Consider the following 16,561-nt stretch of genomic DNA (forward strand, 5'->3'; position numbering starts at 1 on the left):
CCTTCTCTGATCAGCGGCGCCGGGGCTGCCGGCGCGCGGGGCTCACTGGGTGAGCGTGCCGAGGGTCACATCGGTCGAGGCGGTCTTGCCGTCACGGATGTAGACGACCTTCGCGTCGCTGCCGGCGGCGAGGGCGCGCACCTGGGCGGTGAGGTCGGTGGCGTCGGTGATCGGGAAGCCGTTGAACTCGGTCACCACGTCGCCGGCCTTGAGGCCGCCGTCGGCGGCGGCGCCGCCACTGGTGACCTCGGCGATGTAGGCGCCGGAGTTGGTGGCATCCTCCTGGCTCGCGGCGTTCTGCACCATCGCGCCCAGCAGGCCGTGGGTGGCCTCACCGTTCTCGCGGATCTCGTCGGTGACGCGCTGGACGACCACCGAGGGGATCGAGAAGCCGACGCCGATGGAGCCCGAGGCGCTCGAGCTGGAGCCGCCGGCGGTGGCGATGGCGACGTTGATGCCGATGAGCTTGCCCTCGCCGTCGACGAGCGCGCCGCCGGAGTTGCCCGGGTTGATGGCGGCGTCGGTCTGGATGACGGCGATCGAGATGCTGCCCTGCGAGCCCGACTGCTGCTGCTGGCCCTGCCCGAAGTCGAACTGGAAGGGCGACTGGCCCTGACCGTTCTGCTCGTCGTCGCCGCCGGTGTCGCCCTCTTCGGGGGCGGCGGAGGAGGCGATCTGGATGGAGCGGTTGAGCGCGCTGACGATGCCGGTGGTGACGGTGTTCGACAGGCCGAGGGGCGCACCCACGGCGACGGTCTGGTCGCCCACGTTGAGCTTCGACGAGTCGCCGAACTCGATCGGGGTCAGCCCCGACGCGTCGGTGAGCTTGATGACGGCCAGGTCGTAGGTGGGGTCGGTGCCGACGATCTCGGCCGCGTAGACCTTGCCGTCGGAGGTGGTGACCGACAGCGCCGCGTCGCCGGTGGCGCCGTCGAGCGTGACGACGTGCGTGTTGGTGACCACGTAGCCGTCTTCGCTCAGCACGACGCCCGATCCGGTGCCGCCCGACGAGCCCGACGAGGCGCTGATCGTGACGACGCTCGGGGTGACCTTCGCCGCGATGGCGGTGGTGGCGTTGACCTTGCCGGTGTCGTTGACCGTGACGGTGGTGGGCCCGGCGGTGACCACCGAGGAGGCGCTGGGGAACAGCGACGCGCCCGCGGCGGCGCCGCCCAGTCCGGCCGCTCCCCCGACGAGGGCGGCGGCGACGAGGATGGCCACGACCCGGCCGGCTCCGACCTTGCCCGACGGCTCGTCGGTGGCGGGGGCTGTGGCGGGCAGCGGCGCGGTGCCGAACGCGTTGGTGTGGGCGTAGGGCTGCGTGGGCTGCGTGTGGTACGCCGGGGCGGCGGGCGCCGTGTACGGCGCGTCATCGCGCACCGTCGGGGCGGCGGCGGGCAGCGGCGGACGCGGCGGGATGCCGGCGGTGGGGGCGGCCTGGCCGACCTGGTCGGCGGCGGCGGGCGCAGGCCACTGCGCGCTCGACGTGGCGGCGGAGTTCTCGGGGCGCGCCGACGTCTCGGGGGCGTCGGATCCGCCGGTGGGGACCTCGCCCTGGGGGGTGTTGTCGGTGTCGCTCATGATTGCTCCTTCTCTCAGGCCCCTTCAGGATGCCCAGCGATTCTGTGCGTTTCTTATGGCGAACCCGCGACCAGCCTATGCGTGTAGCCTGAGCGCGATGAGCGTGATCCCGGGGGCGTGGCAGCGTGCCGCGCGGGGTGCCGGACTCCTCTCCGCAGACGGGGTGCCGGCGCCGACGATCTTCGCCGAGATGAGCGCCCTGGCCGCGCGCACCGGCGCCATCAACCTCGGTCAGGGCTTCCCCGATGAGGACGGTCCGGCCGAGGTGCTCGAGGCGGCACGGGCCGCGATCGCGCACGGTGGCAACCAGTACCCGCCCGGCCGCGGCACCGCCGACCTGCTCACGGCCGTCGCCGAGCATCAGGAGCGCTTCTACGGGCTGCGCCTCGACCCCGAGCGCGAGGTGCTCATCACCGCCGGGGCGACCGAGGCCCTCGCCGCCGCGCTCCTGGCGCTGCTGGGCGACCCCGACGACGAGGTCGTCGTGTTCGAGCCGTTCTACGACGCCTATGCGGCGCTGGTGGCCCTCGCCGGTGCGCGCCTGGTCACCGTGCCGCTGCGCCGCCCCGACTTCCAGCCCGACATCGACGAGCTGCGCCGCGCGGTGGGCGATCGCACCCGCGTGATCCTGGTCAACGACCCCCACAACCCCACCGGCACCGTGCTGTCGGCGGAGGTCCGGTCCGAGATCGTGCGCCTCGCGCACCACCACGACGCGCTCATCGTCACCGACGAGGTCTACGAGCACCTCGTCTTCGACGGCGCGCACGTGCCCATCGCCACGCTGCCCGGCGCCGCCGAGCGCACCCTGACCATCTCGTCGGGCGGCAAGACCTTCGCCACCACCGGCTGGAAGATCGGGTGGCTGAGCGCACCGGCGCCGCTGGTGGACGCGGTGCTGGCGGTCAAGCAGTGGCTCACCTACGTCAACGGCGCCCCGTTCCAACCCGCCATCGCCGTCGGGCTGCGCCTGCCCGACGACGTCTTCACCGGCATCGCCGCGCGCCTGCGCGAGAAGCGGGACGTGCTGGGGGCAGGGCTCACCGCTGCGGGCTTCGAGGTGTCGGTGCCGCGCGGCTCGTACTTCACCGTCGCCGATGCCGCGCCGCTGCTGCGCACGGGTGAGGATGCCGCGGACTTCTGCCGCGCGCTGCCGGGCCGCACCGGCGTCGTCGCGATCCCGCTCACCGCGTTCGTGACGCCCGCCCAGCGGGCCGACTATGCGACGCTCGTGCGCTTCGCCGCGTGCAAGCGCCTCGACGTCATCGCCGAGGCCTCCAACCGGCTGGCCGGCCTCGGCGCCTGACCACGGGCGGGTGCACGCCCCGCGGCATCCGCCCCGCGGCCCGCGCTGCGCGTCGGGCTATTCGCGCGGCACGACCCGGAACCGGCGCAGCGCCAGAGCCGGGTTCACCCGGCGCACCCGCGCGACCGCGTCGGCGTCGACGAACGCGACGGCTGTGTCGGTGGCGGTGCCCACGGCGGCGATCTCGACACCCTGCGGGTCGACGATCATCGACGTGCCCACCCCCAGGGGCGGCGGGTGGTCGGCCGCGGCGACGAAGAGCGTGTTCTCGATGGCGCGGGCGTGCAGCAGCGTGCGCCAGTGGTGCTCCTTCAACGGGCCGCGCACCCACTCCGCCGCGACCAGCACCACGTGCGCGCCGGTGTCGGCGAGCGTGCGCGCCACTTCGGGGAAACGCAGGTCGTAGCAGGTCATGAGCGCGAAGCGAACGCCGTCGACCTCGAACGTCTCGGGTGCGACGAGGGCGCCGGGCTCGACCCAGTCCGACTCGCGCTGCCCGAACGCGTCGTACAGGTGCAGCTTGCGGTAGACCGCGCGCACGCCGTCCGGCCCCACGGCGACCACCGTGTTGCGCACCCGCGCGTGCCCCCCGGGCGCCGCCTCCCCCGCGCGCTCGAGCAGACCCGCGACGACGACGAGGTCGTGCGCGGCCGCGAGCTCCCGCAGCGCCGCGGTGAACGGTCCGTCCACCGGCTCGGCGTGCGCCGCCAGCGACGCGTCGAAGGGGTCGACGAAGAAGCTCGAGTACTCCGGCAGCAGCACCACCCGCGCGCCGCGTTCGGCGGCCGTGGCCACGAGTCCGGCGATCGCCTGCAGGTTGGCCGTGCGATCGGCGGTCGGCGCGAACTGCGCCACCGCGATCCCCAGCGGCGCCGTCATCGGCCGGCCCCCGGCGCCTGTCGGCGGCGCACGCGCAGCACCAGCGGGATGACCACCCACAGCACCAGCAGCACACCGCCCAGCACGACGGCGGCGGTGGTGGCGGCATCCGGGCTCACGACGACGTCGAAGACGAACGCGACGACCCCCACCAGCAGGGCCGCGACCGTGACGAGCGCGGTGACCAGCGCCGCGTGCCCGTAGGCGACGACGGCGCGCTTGGCGCGGTGACGGAACAGGGCGCGGTGCAGGGCGACGGGGGCGAGGGCGATGATCGCGCTGAGGGCGGCCAGCACGATCAGCACCAGGTAGAAGGTGCGCTGCGCGGCGTCGAGGTCGCCGAACCCCGACTGGAAGGCCAGGGCCAGCAGGAACCCGGTCAGGATCTGGGTGCCGGTCTGCAGCACGCGCAGCTCTTGCAGGATCTCGTTCCAGTTGCGATCGGCCCGTTCGTCCTGGGTCTCGTCGCGGCCGTCGGCGATAGCATCGGCCGTCGGATGCTGCGCTGCGACGTCGTCGGACATGCCCTCATCCTCGCCCGCGGGCACCCCGTGTCGCAAGCGCCCGAAATCCGTGCTAGGCTAACTTCTTGTGCCGCGGGGTGGAGCAGCTCGGTAGCTCGCTGGGCTCATAACCCAGAGGTCGCAGGTTCAAATCCTGTCCCCGCAACAAATGGAGAAGGCGTCCCGGAAGGGGCGCCTTCTTCGCTTTCCCCCCACGGGACGCCGAACGCACCGGTCCACGGCCCGCGCAGCGCGGATGCCGCGGCTCAGCCGGCGGCCTCGTCCCGCCCCCACTCGCGACCGGCCAGGGCGACCTCCATGTCTTCCAGGAAGCGCACCACCGCGCGCAGCTCGTCGTCGGAGTAGGGCGTCATCGCCTCCCGCATCCGCCGCATCCGCTCGGCCATGTGGCGGAAGAAGTCGGCGCGCGCCGCCGCGGTGATGGCCACCACGCGGGCCCGGCGGTCGGTGGGGTGCGGCAGCCGCTCCACGTATCCGCTCTCGGTCAACCGGTCGAGCAGCTTCGTCGTGGAGGCGGTCGTGATCGCCAGATGCTCGGCCAGGCGGTGCGGGGTGACCGGCTCGCCGCGCCCCTCCCGCACGATCAGCATCCGCAACGCCGCGAGGTCGGTCGCGTTCATGTCCATGTCGCCGCGCAGCCCGCCGTGCATCCGGTCCATGGCGTCGGTGAACGAGCGCACCGCCTCCATGGCGGCGAACACGACCCGCTCCCGATCGGTCTGCGGCCCTCGCCGTTCACTCACCTGGACACCTCCTCCGGCGCTCTTGTAGTATGGCTGAACTTCGCTAGTTTAACTAGCAATCACCGGAAGACGGTCGCGACGGATCACGTCACGGCTGGTCCCGGTGGCCCGCCCACGTCCCACAGGAGCAACAATGCCCGACGAAGAGCGCGTCGTGCTCGTCGCCGAGGACGGGACGCCGATCGGCACGGCGCTGAAGGCGGAGGTCCACACCGACCGCACGCCTCTGCACCTGGCCTTCTCGTGCCACGTCGTCGACACCGAGGGGCGCCTGCTGGTCACCCGCCGCGCCCTCGACAAGCGCACCTGGCCGGGGGTGTGGACCAACTCGTTCTGCGGTCACCCACTGCCCGGCGAACCCCTGGCGGAGGCCGTGCTGCGGCGCGCCCGGCACGAACTCGGACTCGAGCTCACCGACGTGCACCTGGCCCTGCCCGACTTCCGCTACCGCGCCGTCGACGCCGGCGGCATCGTCGAGAACGAGATCTGCCCGGTGTACACCGCCGTGGCCACCGCCCAGCCGCTCCCCCGCGCCGACGAGGTGGCCGAGTACCGGTGGGTCGACGCGGCCGACCTCGCCGTGGCCGCCCGCGCCACCCCGTGGGCGTTCAGCCCGTGGCTCGTGATGCAGGCCGCGCAGCTGTGGGCGGAGGCGCCGGCATGATCCGCGTCGACGACGACACCCGCGCGCACATCGACGCGGCGATCTCCTCGTCGCTGGCCCGGCTGGCCGCGCGCACGCAGACCCGCGGCGAGTCGGCGCAGGCGCTGGTGGCGGCCATCGAGCGTGCGGCCGCCGGCGGCAAACGCCTGCGACCGGCGCTCGTGGTGATGTCGTTCGACGCGCTCGGCGGCGACCGCGCCGCGGTGCCCGCGCTGTGGCAGGTCGCCGCGGCCTTCGAGCTGCTGCACACCGCCTTCGTCGTGCACGACGACGTCATCGACCGCGACACCGCCCGCCGCGGCGTGCCCAACGTCGGGGGCGAGTTCCGCACCCGCGCCGAGCGCTCCGGCGCCGACCGCGCGTCCTCCGCCATCGTCGGCGACGCCGCCGCCATCCTCGCCGGCGACCTGCTGCTGCACGAGGTCTCCCGCCTCATCGCCACCGCCGACCTCGGCACACGCGAACGCGCCACGGTCCTCGACATCCTCGACGAAGCCGTGCTCGTCTCGGCGGTCGGCGAACTCGCCGACGTCGAGAACGCGGCCGGTTCCGACGTGCCCGACGAGACGATCCTGCTGGGCGCCGCGCACGACAAGACCGCCGTCTACTCCTTCCGCGCCCCGCTGCAGGCCGGCGCGGCCCTGGCCGGAGCCTCCGCCGCCGACCAGGCGGCCCTCGCGGCCGCCAGCGCCCAGCTCGGCCTGGCCTTCCAGCTCGTCGACGACCTCATCGGCACCTTCGGCACGCGCGCGCAGGCCGGCCGCTCCCCCGGCGCCGATCTGCGCGAGGGCAAGCGCACCCCGCTCATCGCCTTCGCCCGCGCCACCCAGGCCTGGCCCGAGGTCTCGTCGGCCCTCGCCGTCGCCCACACCGGACCGATCGCGGTGCGGCGTGCCCAGCGCGAGCTCACCGCCAGCGGCGCCCGCACGCGTATGGTCGATCTCATCACCGACACACTCGACGAGGCTCACCACCAGGCCGCCGCGCTGCCGCCTGGCGCACGGGAGCTCCTGGACACCATCGCCGTCGCCATCCGGAAGCGCATCCCGTGACCGGCGACACACTGTACGACCGCGCCGCCTCCGACGCCGCCGCCCGGGTGATCTCGGCCTATTCCACCTCGTTCGCCCTCGCCTGCCGGCTGCTGGGTCCGCGCGTGCGGGCGCACGTGCGCAACGTCTACGCGCTGGTGCGGGTCGCCGACGAGATCGTCGACGGCGCCGCCGAGGCGGCAGGTGTCGCCGCCGACGGCCGCCGCGCCGTGCTCGACGACCTCGAAGCGCAGGTGCGGGAGGCCCGGGAGCGCGGCTTCAGCACGAACCTCGTCGTCCACGCCTTCGCCTCGACGGCGCGCTCGTGCGGCATCGGCGACGACCTCGTCGCGCCGTTCTTCGCCTCGATGCGCACCGACCTCGACACGACCAGCCACGACGACGCCTCGCACGACGCCTACGTCTACGGGTCGGCCGAGGTCGTCGGCCTCATGTGCCTGCAGGTGTTCGTCAGTGCCGGCACCGGCCGCGTGCGCACCCCCGCACCCGCCCTGATCGACGGCGCCCGCCGCCTGGGTGCGGCCTTCCAGGACGTCAACTTCCTGCGCGACCGCGGCGACGACCGCGAGCGGCTGGGGCGCGAGTACCTGCCGTCGGATGCCGTCGTGGTGCTCGACCGCATCGATGACGACCTCGACGCGGCCGCCCGTGCCATCCGCATCCTGCCGCCGGACTGCCGTCGCGCCGTCACCGCCGCGCACGACCTGTTCGCCGAGCTGTCCGTGCGACTGCGCCGCACGGTGGCGGCCGGCGGCGACCCCGCCGGCCGCGTGCGGGTGCCGACGCCGGTCAAGCTCCTCATCGCCGCCCGCGCCGCCCTCGGTCTGCCGCCGCGCCGGGTGACACGGTGACCGGCCGCGGCACGGTCGCCGTCATCGGCGGCGGCATCGCAGGCCTGGCCACGGCCGCCCTGCTGGCCGAGGACGGCCACGACGTCGAGGTCTTCGAGGGACTTCCCACCACCGGCGGCCGCGCCGGCAGCTGGGAGCGTGACGGGTTCCGCTTCGACACAGGTCCCAGCTGGTACCTCATGCCCGAGGTGTTCGACCGCTTCTTCGCGCTGCTGGGCACCTCGGCGGCGGCAGAGCTCGACCTGGTGACCCTCGACCCCGCCTACCGCGTGTACGGCGAGCCCGACCCCGGCTCCCCCGCCGACCGGGTCGACGTGGTGTCGGGGCGGGAGGCGGCGACGGCGCTGTTCGAGTCGCGCGAGCCCGGAGCCGGTGCCCGCATCGATGCCTACCTCGACTCCGCGGGCGACGCCTACGACCTGGCGGTGTCGAAGTTCCTCTACGACGACTACGCCACCCTCGCCGCCGCGCGCGACCCCGCGCTGCTGCGACGCCTGCCGCGCCTGCTGGCGCTGCTCACCGAGCCCCTCTCGCGACGGGCGGCGCGCACCGTGCGCGACCCGCTGCTGCGCCAGGTGCTCGGCTACCCCGCGGTGTTCCTCGGCGCCTCGCCGTTTCGCACCCCGGCGCTGTACCACTTGATGAGCCACCTCGACCTCGACGACGGCGTGCAGTATCCGCAGGGCGGGTTCACCCAGGTGATCGCCGCCGTCGAGCGCCTCGCCCGCGCCCGGGGCGTGCGCATCCGCACGGGCGCCGAGGTGACCGCCATCCTCACCGAGGGCGGCCGCGCCACCGGCGTGCGCCTGGCCGGCGGCGAGACCGTCGCCGCCGACCGCGTGGTCTCCACCGCCGACCTGCACCACACCGAGACCGCGCTGCTTCCGCCGGCGCTGCAGAGCCGCCCCGAGAAGTCGTGGCGGAAGCGCACGCCGAGCCCCGGGGCGCTGCTGATCCTCCTCGGCATCGATGGCGAGCTTCCCGCGCTCACCCATCACACGCTGCTGTTCGCGCGCGACTGGAAGGCCAACTTCGGCGCGATCTTCGGACGCCGCCCGCGCATCCCCGACCCGGCCTCGCTGTATGTGTGCCGCCCCAGCGCGACCGACGCCTCGGTGGCCCCCGCCGGCGCCGAGAACCTCTTCGTGCTCGTCCCGGTGCCCGCCGACCCGTCGATCGGACGCGGCGGCGTCGACGGGTCCGGCGACCCCGCCGTCGAGGCCGCCGCCGACCGCGCGATCGCCCAGATCGCCGCGTGGACGGGCACGCCCGACCTCGCCGAGCGCATCCGGGTGCGCCGCACGATCGCCCCCGGCGACTTCGAGGCCGACTTCCACGCCTGGCGCGGCAACGCGCTGGGTCTGGCGCACACCCTCGCCCAGAGCGGGCCGTTCCGACCGCGCACGTTCTCGCGCAAGGTGCGCGGGCTCTCGTACGCCGGTCAGACGGTGCTCCCCGGCATCGGCCTGCCGATGTGCCTCATCTCGGCCGAACTCGTGCGCGACCGCATCCGGGCCGGCGAGGACCTGGGGTCCTGACGTGCCGGGACTCTACCTCGCCGCCATCCTCTTCTCGGCTCTCGGCGTGGGCCTGCTCGACGCCCGCTTCCGTCTCGTGATCGCCCCGGCCCCCGGGCGCGCGGCGGCAGCGGTGGCCATCGGCACCGCGTTCTTCCTCGCGTGGGATGCCGTCGGGATCGCGGCGGGCGTGTTCGTCAAGGGTGACAGCCCCCTGCTGATCGGCGTCGACCTGGCCCCGCACCTGCCCCTGGAAGAGCCGGTCTTCCTGGCCTTCCTGTGCTACCTCGCCCTCGTCGTGCACGCCGCGGCGCTGCGTGCCGGGCGGCGCCGCCGGGGCGAGCCGGACGCCGAGGCGGATGCCGCATGACCTACGCGCTGCTGATCGTGCCCTTCCTCGTGGTGACCATCGTCGTCACGGCCCTCTCGGCCCGCGTGCCAGGATGGCCGGCGCGCCTGCGCGCCTCCCTGGTGACCGCGGCGGCACTGGTCGTGCTCACCGCCGTGTTCGACAACGTCATGATCGCGCTCGACCTGTTCACCTATCCGAAAGAGCACCTCAGCGGCCTGCGGATCGGGCTGGCGCCCCTCGAGGACTTCTCCTACCCGCTGTGCGCCGCGTTCCTGGTGCCCGCCGTCCACGCCCTGCTCCGCCGCGACCGGCCCCGCGCCGCGCGCACGCCCGCCCCGAAGAAGGCCGCATGAACACCCTCCGCCAGCTGCTGCTCGCCTCCCGTCCGGTGAGCTGGATCAACACGGCCTACCCGTTCGCCGCCGCGTACCTGCTCACCACCCGCCAGATCGACGTGACGTTCGTGGTGGGAACCCTCTTCTTCCTCGTGCCCTACAACCTCGCGATGTACGGCATCAACGACGTGTTCGACTACGAGTCGGATCTGCGCAACCCGCGCAAGGGCGGGGCGCACGGCGCAGTGCTCGACCGCCGCTTCCACCGGGTGACACTGTGGGCCGCGGGCCTGTCGTGCCTGCCGTTCGTCGTGTTCCTCGTGATCGTGGGCTCGCCGTGGTCGTGGCTGGTGCTGGCGGCGAGCCTCTTCTTCGTCGTGTTCTACTCGGCCCCGCCGCTGCGCCTCAAAGAGGTGCCGTTCGCCGACTCGATCACCAGCTCCATCCACTTCTTCTCCCCCGCCGTGTACGGCTTCGTGCTGGCCGGCACCACCTGGACCTGGCAGCTGGGGGTCATCGTGGTGGCCTTCGCCCTGTGGGGCGTCGCCTCCCACGCCTTCGGCGCCGTGCAGGACGTCGTCGCCGACCGCGAGGCGGGGATCGCCTCCATCGCCACGGTGCGCGGCGCGCGCTGGACCGTGCGCTTCGCGCTGGTCTGCTACGCCGCCTCGGGCGCGGCGATGCTGTTCACGCCGTGGCCGGGCCCGCTGGCGGCGCTGGTCGCGGTGCCCTACCTCGTGGCCGTCTGGCCCTACCGCAACCTCGCGGATGCCGACTGCACGGCCGCCACCGCCGGCTGGCGCCGCTTCCTCTGGCTGAACCAGCTGGGCGGATTCCTCGTGACCCTGCTGCTCATCTGGTGGTGGCTGCTCGGCTGACACGCCGGCCCCGCAGACGAACGCCGGTGGTGGCTCCGCATCGCGGGAGCCACCACCGGCGTTCGGTGGGAAGGGTCAGCCTCCGAGCGAGATCAGCTTCTCGACGGCGGCGGTGAGGGCCTCATCGGCCGCGGCGAAGGCGGTGAGGTCACCGGCCTTCAGTGCCGCGTCGCGGGCGGCCATGGCCTGCTGGGCCTCCTGCAGCGCCGCCTGGAAGGCCACGTTCGTGCCGTCACCGGTGCTGCCGCCCGTGCCGTCCCCCTCGCCCGTTCCCGGGTCGGGGGTCTCGGTCTCGCCGGGTGCCGGCGTCGGGGTCACGTTGTTGTCGCCCGTGCTGGCGCCGGACTCACCGCCGAAGAGGGAGTCGAGCGCTTCCTGCAGGGTGTCCTCGAAGGCGACCTCGTCACCGAAGGCGACCAGGATCTTGCGCAGGGTGGGCAACTGCGTGCCGCTGGAGGCCTGCACGAACACCGGCTGAACGTAGAGCAGACCGCCGCCGACCGGCAGGGTGAGCAGGTTGCCGTTGAGCACCTCGGACTGGCCCTGCTTGAGCAGGTTGATCTGCGCCGAGATCTGCTCGTTCGAGTTGAACGTGTTCTGCACCTGGCCGGGGCCGGGAACGCTCACGTCGGCGCTGATCTCCAGCATCCGCAGCTTGCCGTATCCCTCGCCCTTCACGCCCGCCTCGGAGCCGGCGTTGGAGTCGACGGCGAGGTAGCCCATCAGCACGTTGCGCGCTCCGTCGCCCTCGGATGCCGGGATGAACGAGGTGAACATCGAGTAGGTCGGCGCCTCCTGGCCCGGCATCTGCAGGGTCAGGTAGTACGGCGGCTGCAGCAGGTCGCGCTCGATCGGGTCGTTCGGGGTCTTCCACGCGTTGTCGCGGGCGTAGAACGAAGCCGCGTCGTCGACGTGGTAGGTGCCGAGCATGGCGCGCTGCACCTTGAACAGGTCGGTCGGGTAGCGCACGTGGCTCATCAGCTGCGCCGACATGTCGGAGACCGGCTTGACCGTGGCGGGGTAGACCTTCTGCCATGCCTGCAGCAGCGGGTCGGTCTCGTCCCACGCGTACAGCGTGACCTTGCCGTCGTAGGCGTCGACGGTGGCCTTGACCGAGTTGCGGATGTAGTTGATGTCATCCAGCGCCACCCGCGGCTGCGCGTTGGTCGTGTCGCTGATGGCGTCGCGGAGGCTCACGATCGACGAGTACGGGTAGTTGGCGCTGAGCGTGTACCCGTCGATGATCCACACGATGCGCCCGTCGACCACCGAGGGGTACGGGTCGTTGTCGAGCTCGAGGTACGGCGCGACCTTCTGCACGCGCGCGGCGGGGTCGCGGTCGTAGAGGATCTGAGAGTCGTCGTTCACGGCATCCGAGAACAGGATGTCGGTGGACTGGAACTTCAGGGCGTAGATGAGACGGCTGAAGATGTTGCCGACGTTCGGGCCGCCCTCACCGGAGAAGGTGGTCTTGGTCTGCGCCGCGCCGTCTTCACCGCGCGGGTAGTCCAGCTCGATGTCTTCACTGGCATCGCCCGCGCCCACGATCGAGTACGGCGGCGAGGACTCGCCGAAGTAGATGCGCGGCTCGTACTCCTCTTGCGTGGTGAGGTCACCGGCGGTGGGGATGCCGCGCTCGAGGAAGACCGGGTTGCCGTCGCTCGTGCGGTCGTTGCCCTTGGCGGCGACCATGCCGTAGCCGTGCGTGTAGACGAGGGTCGTGTTGTACCACGACGCCGCGGCGCCCAGCTGGTCGAGGTTGAGCTCGCGCACCGCCACGACCGTGTCCTGCGAGGTGCCGTCGATCTCGTAGCGGTCGACGTCGAGGGTCGCGGGGAACTGGTAGTACGAGCGGTACTGCTCGAGCTGGCGCACCGTGGGCGGGATGATCGCCGGGTCCATGATGCGGATCGACGCGGTGGTGTCGGCGTCGGCGCGCAGCTGACCGGGCTCGGCGTCGGTGACGGCCTGGAAGTCCTCCTTCTCGAGGCCGTCGATGCCGTACGCCGCCTTGGTCGCGTCGATGTTGCGCTGGTAGAACTCGCTCTCGTAGTTCTCCTGGTTGGGCACCACCTGGAACTGGTTCACGAACCACGGGTAGGCCACGCCCAGCAGCAGCGCCGAGACGATGAGCAGACCGGTCGCGATCAGCGGGAAGCGCCAGCGGCCGATGACGGCGGTGACGAAGAACAGCAGGGCGACGATGATCGCCGCGATCGAGAGGATCGTGAGGCCCGGGATGATCGCGTTGACGTCGGTGTAGCCGGCGCCGGTGATGCGCTCGCCCTTCTCGACCAGGGTGCGGTAGCGGTCGAGCCACAGGCTCACCGCCTGCACGAGCAGGTAGAGGCCGGCGATGATGGCCAGCTGGATGCGGGCCGACTTCGAGATGCGCAGCTCCCGCTGACCGACGCGCACGGCGCCGTAGAGGTAGGCGACCAGCACGGTCACGCCCAGGCACACCAGCAGCACGGCCGAGGCGAACCCGAGCACCGCGGTGTAGAACGGCAGCTCGAACAGGTAGAAGCCGGTGTCGAGACCGAACTGCGGGTCGAGCGTGCCGGTCATGACGCGGTTGGCCCACAGCCACGCGGTCTCCCACTGGGCCGACGAGGCGAACCCGGCGAAGAAGCCGAAGAAGACGGGGATGCCCCACATCGCCAGGCGGCGCAGCGGCTCGACGACCTCCTGGTAGTGGTCGAGCTGGGAGCTCAGCCGCGCGTAGACGGGGCGCAGGCGATAGGCCAGCTGGATGGCGGCGAACACGGGGACCGCCATGGCGAGGAAGCCGACGGCGAACATCGCCACCCGCGCCACCCACTGGGTGACGAGGACCTTGTCGAAGCCCAGCTGGTCGTACCAGAGCCAGTCGGCGAACAGCGTCGCGAAGATGAAGAAGCCCACGACCAGCGCAGCGATCACCGCGAAGGTGATGCCGACGGCGCGGCGGAGCGGACTGGGTGTGGCCGGGTTCGGTGCAGAGGTCGAGGTCACCCGTCCATCCTAGGCGGGGCCACCTGCGCAAGATCCCCGCCCGGGCATATTCACGGACTCGGTCAGCTCCCACAGGTGGGGAGGGCCGCCAGGTCGCCGTCGTCGCGCAGGGCGCTGAGCACGTCGAGTGCATCGTCGAGGGTGGCCACCGAGAAGACCTGCAGACCGTCGGGGATGTGTCCGACGACCTCGTCGCAGTTGGCCTCGGGGGCCAGGAAGTACTCCGCCCCGGCATCCTTCGCGCCGTAGAGCTTCTGGCGGATGCCGCCGATCGGGCCCACCTCGCCGGCGGCGTCGATCGTGCCGGTGCCGGCGATGTCCTTGCCGGCGTTGAGCTCGCCCTCGGTGAGGGTGTCGATGATGCCGAGCGCGAACATCATGCCCGCGCTCGGGCCGCCGACGTTGTTGAGCTGGAGGGTCACATCGATCGGGAACGTGTAGTCGTGGAGCGTCGTGATGCCCACCAGCCACGTGGTGGCGCCGTCGATCTCGGTCTCGCGGGGCGTGACCGTCTCGGTGAGGGTCTCCTCCCCCCGCTCCACGGTCAGCTCCACCGGCGCGCCGTCGGCGGCGTTGACGATGGTGCGCAGCTGATCGGTGTCGGTGATCTCCTCGCCGTGGGCGGCGCGGATGATGTCGTCGGGCTCGAGCAGGCCCTGGGCGGCGGAGTCGTCGGTGAGCGAGTAGACCCGCACGACGGGCTGCACGTCGTAGCCGAGCTCGGTCAGCGCGGCGGCGGTCGCCTCCTTCTGCGAGTCGACCATCTGGGCGGCGCTCTGCTGGCTGCGCTGCTCGGTGGTCAGCCCCTGCGGGAAGACGTCCTCCAGCGGCAGCACCGCGCGCGACGGGTCGAACCACGCTCCCGCCAGCTCGATCCACGACGGGGTGCGCTCGCGACTGCCGACGACCTGCACGGTCAGCAGGTCCAGCGCGCCCGCGGTCGGGAAGGTCTCGGCCCCCGACACCGAGATCAGCGGCACCTCGTCGCCGTCGGAGTTCTTCGCGGTGCCGAGCGTGTTGAACACCGGTCCCGGCTGCTGGATCACGAAGGAGGTGGGGAGGATCGTCAGCAGCAGCATCGCGATCAGCGCGATCGACAGCGCCCAGATGCCGGCGACGGTGCCGCGCGACAGGCGGCGGCGCGGGGCGGGACGAACCTCGACGTTCTCGTCGAACAGTGCCACTGGAGACCTCTCTGGCCGGACGTTCGCGACCGGCGTACACGGGACATCCTCGCGGACGCCGTTTCCGGCCGTTGCGAGAGAACGTGCGACTAGCGTAGAACGCGCCGTCATCTTCCTGCTGAAAGGCGCCTGACATGACCGACGACGACCGCTCCCCCGAAGACGAGTTCCAGGAGATGCTGCGCAACCTGCTCGGTGGCCAGGGCGGCATCGACCCGGCCCAGCTCGAGCAGCTGCGCGGCATGGGCATCGACCCGGCCATGGCCCAGCAGCTCATGCGCCAGCTGCAGGGCGCGTTCGCGGCCGCCGGCGACGGCGACGGCGAGATCGACCTCAGCTCCGCCAAGACCCACGCGCTGCACCTGGCCAACAAGGACGGCCACGGCATCACCACCGGCGACAAGCAGGACTTCGACCAGGCGTTCGCCCTGGCGGGACTGTGGCTGGGCGAGGCCACCGCCATCTCCGACATCTCCACGCCGCCGCGCGCGATCACCCGCGGGCAGTGGGTCGAGGCGACCCTGCCGGTCTGGGAGGAGCTCGCCGAGCCGGTCGCCGCCTCCATCGCCGACGCGATGACCGAGGCCATCGGCGCGCAGCTGCCCGAGGAGATGAAGGGCGCGACCGCCGGCGCGGGCCGGCTCATGCGCACCGTCGGCGGGCAGATGTTCGCCGCGCAGCTCGGCTCGGTCGTGGGCCGGCTGTCGCTGGAGGTCGTCTCCGGCGGCGATGTCGGCATCCCCGTCATGCCCGACGGCGAAGCGGCCATCCTGCCCCAGAACTTCGCCGACTTCGGCCGCGACCTCGAGATCGCCGACGACCAGTTGGCGCTCTACCTCGCCACCCGCGAGCTGGCGCACGTGCGCCTGTTCCGCCACGCGAAGTGGCTGCGCCTGCACGTCATCTCGCAGGTGACCGAGTTCGCCCGCGGTCTGCACGTCGACATGGACGCGCTCGAAGACCTCGCCTCCCGCTTCGACCCGTCCTCGCCCGACGAGCTGCGCGCCGCCCTCGAGAGCGGCGCCCTGCTGCCGCCGCGCACCGAGGCGCAGACGGCGGCGCTCACGCGCCTGGAGAACCTGCTCGCCACCATCGAGGGCTGGGTCGACGTGGTCACCACCGACGCCACCAGCCGCCTCCCCGCCGCCGAGCGGGTGGCCGAGGCGGTGCGCCGACGCCGCGCCGTGGGCGGCCCCGCCGAGCGGGCGATGGGGGCCCTGGTCGGGCTCGAGCTGCGGCCCCGGCGCCTGCGGGAGGCGGCGGCCATGTGGCGCGCGGTCACCGACGCCGTCGGCACGGCGGCCCGCGACAGCCTGTGGGACTACCCCGACCTCATGCCCGGCGCCGACGACATCGACGACCCCGCCGCCCTCATCGCGCGGCTGCAGGCCGCCGCGCGCGGCGACGCCCCGGTGCGCGACGAGTTCGACGACGCCCTCGACGCCCTGCTCGCGCAAGAGGCCGGCGAGACCCCGCGGGGCGACGGCGACGAGGCACAGCCCGGCGAGGCGCAGGCCGGCGAGGCGCAGGCCACGGACGGCGACGACGACGCACCCGACGACCCGCGCCCGGTCTGATCGACTCGACCGGTCGCGGCGCCGCCGGGAGTCCCGGTCGGCTGTGGACAGTCTGCGCCCGGGGGCGCGCCGGCGGGCCATGATCGCAGCATGCTGCGCCTGGCCCCCTCGCATCCGCCGTTGT

Annotated in this window: 15 protein-coding genes and 1 tRNA gene; 10 read left to right on the top strand and 6 right to left on the bottom strand. The window is 72.6% G+C overall.

Translation table 11 applies throughout. From position 1 onward, the window contains the following. Positions 1–42: 42 nt before the first annotated feature. Positions 43–1,581 carry a S1C family serine protease gene (locus tag N3K63_RS09030; protein ID WP_261579815.1) on the bottom strand — a complete coding sequence of 513 codons (1,539 nt, stop codon included), beginning with the start codon at positions 1,579–1,581 and terminating at the stop codon, positions 43–45. A 97-nt stretch (positions 1,582–1,678) separates the two neighbouring features. Here N3K63_RS09030 and N3K63_RS09035 point away from each other — a divergent pair, with 97 nt between their 5' ends. After that, positions 1,679–2,887 (top strand): aminotransferase class I/II-fold pyridoxal phosphate-dependent enzyme, encoded by a 1,209-nt coding sequence (locus N3K63_RS09035; RefSeq protein ID WP_261579816.1) that lies wholly within the window; start codon positions 1,679–1,681, stop codon positions 2,885–2,887. A gap of 57 nt (positions 2,888–2,944) precedes the next feature. Here N3K63_RS09035 and N3K63_RS09040 read toward each other — a convergent pair whose 3' ends face one another. Both N3K63_RS09040 and N3K63_RS09045 read right to left on the bottom strand, forming a co-directional pair. Beyond that, positions 2,945–3,766 (bottom strand): carbon-nitrogen hydrolase family protein, encoded by an 822-nt coding sequence (locus N3K63_RS09040; RefSeq protein WP_261579817.1) that lies wholly within the window; start codon positions 3,764–3,766, stop codon positions 2,945–2,947. Further along, positions 3,763–4,290, bottom strand: a complete 528-nt coding sequence (locus N3K63_RS09045; protein ID WP_261579818.1) for a DUF6328 family protein — start codon at positions 4,288–4,290, stop codon at positions 3,763–3,765. The genes N3K63_RS09040 and N3K63_RS09045 overlap by 4 nt, the downstream gene beginning before the upstream one ends. Before the next feature lie 71 nt (positions 4,291–4,361). On the opposite strand from N3K63_RS09045, the gene N3K63_RS09050 reads away from it, so the two are divergent. Then, positions 4,362–4,435, top strand: a tRNA-Met gene (locus N3K63_RS09050). A gap of 100 nt (positions 4,436–4,535) precedes the next feature. Here the strand turns inward: N3K63_RS09050 and N3K63_RS09055 are convergent. After that, a complete protein-coding gene (locus N3K63_RS09055; protein ID WP_261579819.1) occupies positions 4,536–5,033 on the bottom strand; it encodes a MarR family winged helix-turn-helix transcriptional regulator in 498 nt (165 codons plus the stop codon). Between the two features lie 133 nt (positions 5,034–5,166). On the opposite strand from N3K63_RS09055, the gene idi reads away from it, so the two are divergent. From idi to N3K63_RS09090, 7 genes are read left to right on the top strand one after another with little or no spacing between them, the layout of a single operon-like run. Then, positions 5,167–5,697 carry an isopentenyl-diphosphate Delta-isomerase gene (idi, locus tag N3K63_RS09060; protein WP_261579820.1) on the top strand — a complete coding sequence of 177 codons (531 nt, stop codon included), beginning with the start codon at positions 5,167–5,169 and terminating at the stop codon, positions 5,695–5,697. Next, positions 5,694–6,749, top strand: a complete 1,056-nt coding sequence (locus N3K63_RS09065; RefSeq protein WP_261579821.1) for a polyprenyl synthetase family protein — start codon at positions 5,694–5,696, stop codon at positions 6,747–6,749. Before idi ends, N3K63_RS09065 begins: the two co-directional genes overlap by 4 nt. Next, positions 6,746–7,600 carry a phytoene/squalene synthase family protein gene (locus N3K63_RS09070; protein ID WP_261579822.1) on the top strand — a complete coding sequence of 285 codons (855 nt, stop codon included), beginning with the start codon at positions 6,746–6,748 and terminating at the stop codon, positions 7,598–7,600. The genes N3K63_RS09065 and N3K63_RS09070 overlap by 4 nt, the downstream gene beginning before the upstream one ends. After that, positions 7,597–9,138, top strand: a complete 1,542-nt coding sequence (gene crtI / locus N3K63_RS09075) for a phytoene desaturase family protein (protein ID WP_261579823.1) — start codon at positions 7,597–7,599, stop codon at positions 9,136–9,138. The genes N3K63_RS09070 and crtI overlap by 4 nt, the downstream gene beginning before the upstream one ends. A 1-nt stretch (position 9,139) precedes the next feature. Further along, positions 9,140–9,487, top strand: a complete 348-nt coding sequence (locus N3K63_RS09080; RefSeq protein ID WP_261579824.1) for a lycopene cyclase domain-containing protein — start codon at positions 9,140–9,142, stop codon at positions 9,485–9,487. Then, entirely contained in the window at positions 9,484–9,822 is a 339-nt protein-coding gene (locus N3K63_RS09085) for a lycopene cyclase domain-containing protein (protein WP_261579825.1), read from the top strand. Before N3K63_RS09080 ends, N3K63_RS09085 begins: the two co-directional genes overlap by 4 nt. After that, entirely contained in the window at positions 9,819–10,682 is an 864-nt protein-coding gene (locus N3K63_RS09090) for a prenyltransferase (protein WP_261579826.1), read from the top strand. Before N3K63_RS09085 ends, N3K63_RS09090 begins: the two co-directional genes overlap by 4 nt. A gap of 75 nt (positions 10,683–10,757) precedes the next feature. Here the strand turns inward: N3K63_RS09090 and N3K63_RS09095 are convergent, their stop codons facing one another. Then, positions 10,758–13,676, bottom strand: coding sequence for a UPF0182 family membrane protein (locus tag N3K63_RS09095; RefSeq protein ID WP_261579827.1), 2,919 nt, complete (start codon positions 13,674–13,676; stop codon positions 10,758–10,760). A gap of 62 nt (positions 13,677–13,738) precedes the next feature. After that, on the bottom strand, positions 13,739–14,860 hold the full coding sequence (locus N3K63_RS09100; protein WP_261579828.1) for a YlbL family protein: 1,122 nt from the start codon (positions 14,858–14,860) through the stop codon (positions 13,739–13,741). A gap of 134 nt (positions 14,861–14,994) precedes the next feature. On the opposite strand from N3K63_RS09100, the gene N3K63_RS09105 reads away from it, so the two are divergent. Then, positions 14,995–16,437 (top strand): zinc-dependent metalloprotease, encoded by a 1,443-nt coding sequence (locus N3K63_RS09105; protein WP_261579829.1) that lies wholly within the window; start codon positions 14,995–14,997, stop codon positions 16,435–16,437. The last annotated feature ends 124 nt before the right edge of the window (positions 16,438–16,561 follow it).

Origin of the sequence: Microbacterium festucae (genome assembly GCF_025421715.1) — a bacterium.
In the GTDB taxonomy this organism is placed as follows: domain Bacteria; phylum Actinomycetota; class Actinomycetes; order Actinomycetales; family Microbacteriaceae; genus Microbacterium; species Microbacterium festucae.